This window comes from Streptomyces sp. SBT349, assembly GCF_001083795.1.
Classification (GTDB): Bacteria; Actinomycetota; Actinomycetes; order Streptomycetales; family Streptomycetaceae; genus Streptomyces.
Genome location: NZ_LAVK01000063.1, coordinates 19,880 through 27,068, shown reverse-complemented (window position 1 = coordinate 27,068; position 7,189 = coordinate 19,880). Strand labels below are relative to the sequence as shown.

The following is a 7,189-nucleotide window of genomic DNA, read 5'->3' as shown; positions in this document are numbered from 1 at the left end:
CCCCCGGCACCCGCCCCTGTCCCGGCACCTCGGTACACCCGTTGACCTGCGGAAACGAAGATGCGGAGGAGTGTGGCGACGATGTGCCCCCGGCGGGGCACGCCACAGATGGGAACGCGACTGACGTGCAAATTCCCGGAGCGCAAGTGACCGTCGAAGCTGTTCTTGCCCTGTGATCGCGCCATTAGGCGGCCGGTGCCCGCGGCAGAATTCGAACCTGCCCACGGCTCCGGATGCTGGAGAAGAGCACTGGGTTCCTCCTGGTCGGCAGGCTAAGGAGCGTCCAGGGGCGGGGCGCCTTTGTCGCGTACTTGCCGTGGGTCCCGGGACACGACCGCACAGTGGGCCAGGGCCCCGAGGGCTTCGCCCTCGGGGCCCTGGCCGGATGAGGATCAACCGCGGGACGACTGATCAAGCGCTCCGGAACCGGCTGCGTCGAGGAAGGCGGACCAGGCGGATCCCGAGAAGACGAACGTTGGACCGTTGATGTCTTTGGAGTCCCGCACCGCCATGGCCTCGCCGCCCAGCCGGGCCCCCTGGACGCACGCTCCGCCCTGGTCGTTGCTGTAGCTGGAGGTGAACCAGGCAGCCCCGTGGAGGGCGTCGGCTTCTGTCGTGCTCATTCGTGCTCCTTGATGGCCTTCTTGATCATGGTCAGGGACTCCTGGGGCCCTGGGGCGAGTGCTTGGAGGTCGGTGAACGTCTCCTCGTAGCGGTTCACGTCCGTCTCCCGGCGACTCACCCACGCATCGGCAAGATTCTCCAGGTAGGTGATCGACTTGAGGGCGGCGCCCTCCGGGAACTGCATCACGTGGAACGCGCCGTTCATTCCGGAGTGAGCGCCGACTCTGAATGGGACAACTTGGACTCTTATATTGGGGAGCGTTTCGGCGGTCTCCACGATGTGGCTGAGCTGGCGCTGCATGAGATCCGGGCCCCCCACCCGGCGGTGAAGGACGGCCTCGTTGATGATGGCCGTGTATCTGAGCGGGATCTCCTTCCTGCGAAGGACCTCCTGCCGTGTCACACGCACGTCGACAAGGCGATCGACCTCTTCAGGGCTGAGGCCGCGGTGGGCACGTTCGTGGATCACCCGCACGTAGGCTTCGGTCTGGAGCAGGCCGGGCACGAACTCTGCCTCGTAATTGTGGAGCGAGCTGGCGGTCGCTTCCAGTCCGAGGAACGCCTTGAAGACCGGACGGATCACTGGTCGGTACTCGGGTGACTGCCACCAGTCCTTGCGGGTCTTGGTGACCGCTGCGTAGCCCATGAGTTGGGCGCGCGTCTCGGGATCGGCTTCGTAGATCTCGCACAACGCCATGACATCGGTCTGCTCGACGACTGCGTTCTCGCCCGTCTCCAGGCGCGTGAGTTTGGACGGGCTCCAGAGCAGCTTCTTGACGACCTGGCTACCCGTCAGGCCCGCTTCCTGGCGGAGCCTGCGAAGTTCGCTTCCAAGCTGGAGTCGGCATAGGGCAGGCGTCGCCGACTCGGTGTCTGTGATCATGACGTCCCTTCTCCTACCAGTCTGACGGTGAACGTTCTGCTACAGCAAGCAACGTTCTGCGTTGCCGCAGTGCATCTCGCCAGCGCGAGGCAGATACCTCTCTGCGAAAGAACCTCTCGCAGAATTTTGTCAGACGAATTCTGCTGCGTGTAGTCCCGTTGAAGAAATTCTGCTGCATCCTGAACATGGTTGGCCGTTCAGCGCAGTTGGACAGCGGAGGGGCTTGGAACGCCACCACAGTCGTGCTCGGCAGCTTCGGTGGGAGGACACATGCCCGTGATGCGAGCGTCGTTGGAGGACCGAGAGGTGCACCACTGGCTGTTGACCGCCGAGGCGAAAGACATTACATGCTGGCGCCGAGTGGTTGCTCAAAGTCTTCGTGGCTGGCAAGCCCCGGTGACATCCGTTGAGTTGGCATGCCTGGGCGTGTCGGAGCTCTTGGCGAACGTCATCCGGCATGTGGCCGACCGTCGATGCCGACTCGAAGTCTCGCGGACCGGGGGATCGGCGTTGGTATCGGTGTTCGATCGATCGCGGGCCTTGCCAGATGTAGCTACCCCGAGCTGGAGCGCGGAGCGCGGTCGGGGGTTGTGGCTGTTGCGTGAGATGGCAGGTGCAGAAGAACTCGGGTTCCGCTTCGCCGCAGAGCCCTGGGGCAAAGTGGTCTGGCTTCGGTGTTGCCTCGCAAGCACGAGTGAGGTGGCTGCTCCATGAGCGAGACCCCTGTGTCAGTCGTCCGACTTGCCGCCGTGGAGAGGCAGAGCGGGCGCACATTTCGGTTCCGCGAGTACACCATCGTGCCCGACACGGAGCCTGATGCCGAGCCCTGGATCTTCTCGTTCGAGTGTGTGGTGTGCGAGGAGGAGGGACCCGAGAATGCGTCGCAGGAAGAAGCCCTGAGCTGGACGCTGGTGCACCTGAAGGCATACCCCGAGCACCTATCGTTCCGGGAGCGCATCACTCGCCCCTACCGGGCTGTCCCCGGGAGGTGGCAGTGACCGTCGCCGAGCCGTACTTCGCCGAGCTGCTGAGGCCACTGCCCGCGCAGACGAACGACGGCAATCCGTGGGTGGACGGCTGGTGCTGGCTCTGGTGCGGATGGCAGTACACCCGGGTGCTGTGGATCGGTGCAATTGGTGCACCAGGTGCTCACGCTCCGCTGTACGCCTGCGGCGCGTGCATCCAGCTTCTCCACGACGCGGCGTGGGACTACGCGGATGCGCAAGTCGCACTGCCCAGGGACGAGTGGGGCCAGGACATACCGCTCTACCAGTCGGCGAACGACGACCCGCCTTCCTTGGTCCGGTACCCCCGCGGCCGGCACCGCAAAGCGCGCACCCCACTCGGCGAGCGCTTCCTTCGCGCGATCACCGAACCGGACGATCGCTCTTCCTATGATCCCCAGCCCTCAGCCGTACAGGAACCCGATCCGGCTCCCCCAGGAGCTAAGGAACCACGGTCGGGAGCGGGCGCACCACCCCCTTCGCCACAACCGCGAGCGGACGAAACACGGGCCGCCGAAGTGCTGGCGCCAGTGAGATGAGGAGAGGCATGCACAACACGGCATTCACGAACCCCCCGCCGCGACGGCTCGCGGGGCTGGCGCTCATTCGCGACGAAAACGGACGAGTGCTGCTACTCGACAAGATGTACCGGCAGGGCTCCGATCGGTTCGGACTCGTGGGCGGCCTGGCGGAGGCGGGTGAGCCGGCCTCCGTCGCCTGCCAGCGCCACGTGACCAGGGAGACCGGGCTCAGGGTGGTCCCCATGGGCCTGCTCGTGGTTCACCACATGCCCGGGAAAGGGGAGGTGCCGGAGGGAGAGAACAACGTCTTCGACTGCGGCACGATCCCCTCCGACACTGAGCTGATCCTGCCGCCTGAGGAGTTCCGCGAGCACCGCTGGTTGCACCCGGACGACCTGCGCGGCCTGGTCGCTCCCTACACCGAGTGGCGCATCAACGTCGCCCTGGACGCTGGTGAGGGGGGCCCGGTGCGCTACCTCGTCGGCCACCCTACGTTCCCCATGACCGAACTGGCCGCCTGAAGTCCACCCCCTTCACCCCCGCGCCGCCGATGAGTGCCCCCTGAACGGCCCTCCCGTCTCTGGCTGTTCTGCCCTCGGCGGCGTGGGGTCCCGAACACGAGCAAGGAGCCATGAAAGAACTTCGCTTCTTCGAGGTTGGCACGACTCCCTTTGATACCCACTGGTTGAATCCCGACTTGCTGACCGGATTCACCGTTCGAAGAGTGGCGGATCGTCCGAGTGAGGATGACGAGGGGAATGTGGTATTCGCCGCAGAGCTCCATATTCACCAGGCCACGTATCACTTGCTCGACTCGGAGGGGGAGAAGCAGTTCTGGAAGACCTTCGAGGAAGCGAAGGATGCCGTCGACAGCCTCCTGGAATCTGCCTCGCTGACGACACCGCTCGGTATCCGAGAGCCCCAGCTCGGGGACGTCTACCAGATCCTCGACCACGAATGGGAGGTCATCGAGCGGGTTCCTGGGGTCGAACCCAGCGCCCGGATCAGGCGGCACCTGCACATCCATGACCCGTTGCTCGCGAGGGCGGTCACTGGGGAGTACAAGCCGATCATGGAGCTCACCATGCCCTTCGGCTACTTCAGGTACCACGAGCTCGTGAGCGAGAAGAGGAAGAAGACGTAGCCCCAAGAGGGCGTGCGACCGAATGTCTCACCGATTGCCGACAGGCCGAATATCCCGAGGTGGGCGGTGATGGCGTGTCATCCCAGAAGCACCCAGAAGGCGCAGGATGCCCAGGACTACTCAACAGTGTCCCATACCGATCGATGACCTCAAGCACCAGTACCTCAACGAGAAAAGGTCCGTAATGCAGCTCGCAGAGGACCTGAGGGCCAGCGAATACTACGTCAGAAAGTGGCTCAAGCAGGCGGACGTGAAGATCCGCGGCAGGGCGGAGGCCAACCAGATCAGCGGGCCCGCGAGAGCCGCCCGGTAGTCGAGGGTCCGGGTACGCCAAAGGAAGAGCGAGCACGCTTGAATCGTGCGGGCTGTCGGTGCGAATCCGACCTCGGGCACGCATGCCCGGTAGTTGCAGTCAAGGAACGGCGCCGTCACCACGTCCGATCCAACCAAGCGAGGCCGATGTCATGAGCGCACGATCCATCGTCAGCGCGGAGCAGAGCTCATCGTGTTACTTCCGCACCTCGGTTGAAGATCCCTACCGCAAGGCGCTCGTCCAAATCACGGAGCGGTGCAACCTCCACTGTGCCCACTGCTTTGTCTCCGCCGGAAACTACGGCGACGCCATGCCGCTGGAGGAAATCCGCGGCAAGGTTGTCCCTCGCCTGGCGGCGGCCCGGGTCACGCGGGTGACGCTGACGGGGGGCGAGCCCTTCGCGCACTCCGACTTCCTCGACGTCGTGGAGGCATTCCGATCGGCCGGCATGGGCGTGGGGGTGTGCACGAACGCCACGATCACCACGGACGAGCAGATCGCCACACTCGCCGACATGGGCGTCCACCTCAACGTGAGCCTCGACGGTTTCGCCGCCGAGTCCCACGGAAAGTTCCGGGGCAACCGCGAGTCGTTCCACACCACCGTGGCGACCGTCAAGAAGCTTGCCGCCGCCGGCCTCCTTCAGGGCCTCCTCTGCACACCCAACAGCCTCGCCGAGGACGACGAATACCGCCAGCTTTGTGCCTTCGCCAAGGAACAAGGCGCCCGCTACGTGCTCATGAACCCCCTCAGCAGCATGGGACGCGGCGTCAAGGCGCAGCGCAAGCTCGCCAGTCCCGAGGAACACATGAGGCGCATCCACGCCCTCACCGAGCCCTTCGACGGCGACGGCCTGGAGATGGTGCACATCCGCTTTCCCAACGACGGCAAGACCCTCGCGGGCTGCGAGGCCGGACGCATCATCTACGTCTTCACCCCCGGTGAGGTGACGGTCTGCCCCTATCTCGTCTTCGCCGCCCGGACCCCACAGTCCCAGCACACCGACACCGAATTCATCGTCGGCAACATCTTCCAGGACCCCGACATCGCCGCGCGCCTGGACGCCTGCAACTTCCACGACCGCTACGCCCTCGGAGACAACGACACCTGCCGCTCCTGCTCGATGTCGGCCGACTGTGGCAAGGGATGCCCGGCTGCCGTCGTCTCCGCCGGCCAGCGCATCGGCGCCCTGGACTCCGAGGTCTGCCCCGTGTCCTCGGGCGAGCGGCGCCTGCTGCCGGTGGTGGTCGCATGATCCCCACCAAGGGCATGTTCGTCACGGTCGACGGCCCCGGCGGAGTCGGCAAGTCAACGGTCCTCGCCGCAGTGGTCAACCAGCTCCACGCCGACGGACTCCCCGTGTTCGCGACCCGCGAACCCACAGACACCCCCCTCGGCAACCTCGCCCGCCACGGCACCGACACCTATCGCGGTCTGGCCATGGCCTGTCTCATCGCAGCCGACCGCTACCAGCACCTCACCACCGAGATCAGGCCGGCCCTGGAGGCCGGCGCCCTCGTCGTATGCGACCGATACATCGCCTCATCCCTCGTCCTGCAACGTATGGACGGGGTCACACCCCACATGATCTGGGAGCTCAACCATCACGCCGACCCCCCGGACCTGGCCGTGGTCCTCACGGCCGACCCCGGGGTGATCGCCGCTCGCCTCGCGAGCCGCGGGGCCCACAGCCGCTACGAACGCCTGCCGGACAGCAGCCGCATCGAGCACGAGCTGTACACCGAAGCCGTCACCTCCCTCAGCAACCACGGAATCCGCACACTCGTACTCGACGCAACCGATGCACGCCCGGAGGAACTGGCCCGTACGATCGCTGCCGAAGTCGCCGCACTCCGCAGCAGGGACCCAGATGACTCCTGAGACGACAGCGGAACACCTCCGCGTCCTGACGTTCAACCTCAACAACCCCTCACCGGAGCGCGCTGAGCGGCAACTGGCCTGGCTCGCGAACCGCCCGGAGCAGGTCCTCGTACTCACCGAGACCGCGCCCAGCAAGGGCTGCGACATCCTGGCCGAGCGATTCTCACAGGCTGGCTACGAGGTGGACTTCCCCGCGCCGGGACCAGGGGAGCGCGGCGTGATGATCGTCAGCCGCCTGCCCCTCGCCCAGCCGGAACCGTGCGGCGTCGACTACCTCCCCTGCCGCGCCGTATCCGTCGCGGTGAAAACGGCGAACGGCCCGGTTGACATCGTCGGCCTCTACATCCCCTCGCGCGACGCGACTCCGGAGAAGACCGAGCGCAAGCGCCGGTTCCTCTCGGCCTGCCGCCAGGCCATTCCGCCGGGCAACACGCAGGTCGCACGCCTGATCATCGGCGACTTCAACATCCTCGAACCCGACCACCAGCCGAGGTACCCCTTCTTCCGGCCCTTCGAGTACGCCTTCTATGAATGGCTCGGTCAAGCGGGATACCGCGACGCTTTCCGGCTGCTGTACCCCGACGCCGCCGAATACTCCTGGGTCGGCCGAACGGGAGACGGGTACCGCTACGACCACATCTTCACCTCGGACGACGTCTCCCCCCTCGTCGACGAGTGCGCCTACGTTCACGAGCCACGCAACAATCGGCTCACCGACCACTCGGCCATGCGCGCTCTTCTGCGCATCCCTGTCGTAGACCCCTTGGTAGTGTCCGACCCAACCGCCACACCGGCTGCGGAGACCCTCTTTTGACGCCG

Annotated in this window: 9 protein-coding genes and 1 tRNA gene; 8 read left to right on the top strand and 2 right to left on the bottom strand. The window is 65.6% G+C overall.

Features of this window, described 5'->3' with window-relative positions:
• Positions 1-392: 392 nt before the first annotated feature.
• On the bottom strand, positions 393-623 hold the full coding sequence (locus tag ADY01_RS10800) for a DUF397 domain-containing protein (RefSeq protein ID WP_049569762.1): 231 nt from the start codon (positions 621-623) through the stop codon (positions 393-395).
• Positions 620-1,507: a helix-turn-helix domain-containing protein gene (locus ADY01_RS10795; RefSeq protein ID WP_049569759.1), complete on the bottom strand. Its 888-nt coding sequence runs from the start codon at positions 1,505-1,507 to the stop codon at positions 620-622. Before ADY01_RS10795 ends, ADY01_RS10800 begins: the two co-directional genes overlap by 4 nt.
• Positions 1,508-1,777: 270 nt before the next feature.
• Here ADY01_RS10795 and ADY01_RS41790 point away from each other — a divergent pair, with 270 nt between their 5' ends.
• The 8 genes from ADY01_RS41790 to ADY01_RS10765 all read left to right on the top strand — a co-directional run bounded on the left by ADY01_RS41790 (position 1,778) and on the right by ADY01_RS10765 (position 7,184).
• Positions 1,778-2,221, top strand: a complete 444-nt coding sequence (locus ADY01_RS41790; RefSeq protein WP_107081698.1) for an ATP-binding protein — start codon at positions 1,778-1,780, stop codon at positions 2,219-2,221.
• Positions 2,218-2,505, top strand: a complete 288-nt coding sequence (locus tag ADY01_RS10790) for a hypothetical protein (RefSeq protein ID WP_063784186.1) — start codon at positions 2,218-2,220, stop codon at positions 2,503-2,505. The genes ADY01_RS41790 and ADY01_RS10790 overlap by 4 nt, the downstream gene beginning before the upstream one ends.
• Positions 2,506-3,046: 541 nt before the next feature.
• The gene (locus tag ADY01_RS10785) at positions 3,047-3,553 is read left to right on the top strand and encodes an NUDIX domain-containing protein (RefSeq protein ID WP_078900182.1); all 507 of its coding nucleotides are present in this window, start codon (positions 3,047-3,049) and stop codon (positions 3,551-3,553) included.
• Between the two features lie 110 nt (positions 3,554-3,663).
• The gene (locus ADY01_RS10780; protein WP_049569754.1) at positions 3,664-4,176 is read left to right on the top strand and encodes a hypothetical protein; all 513 of its coding nucleotides are present in this window, start codon (positions 3,664-3,666) and stop codon (positions 4,174-4,176) included.
• 319 nt (positions 4,177-4,495) lie between these two features.
• A tRNA-Ser gene (locus ADY01_RS39045) sits at positions 4,496-4,568 on the top strand.
• 72 nt (positions 4,569-4,640) lie between these two features.
• Positions 4,641-5,744, top strand: coding sequence for a radical SAM protein (locus ADY01_RS36870; RefSeq protein ID WP_049569751.1), 1,104 nt, complete (start codon positions 4,641-4,643; stop codon positions 5,742-5,744).
• A complete protein-coding gene (gene tmk, locus ADY01_RS10770) occupies positions 5,741-6,370 on the top strand; it encodes a dTMP kinase (RefSeq protein ID WP_049569748.1) in 630 nt (209 codons plus the stop codon). Before ADY01_RS36870 ends, tmk begins: the two co-directional genes overlap by 4 nt.
• Positions 6,360-7,184: an endonuclease/exonuclease/phosphatase family protein gene (locus ADY01_RS10765; protein ID WP_063784185.1), complete on the top strand. Its 825-nt coding sequence runs from the start codon at positions 6,360-6,362 to the stop codon at positions 7,182-7,184. Before tmk ends, ADY01_RS10765 begins: the two co-directional genes overlap by 11 nt.
• Positions 7,185-7,189: the final 5 nt, after the last annotated feature.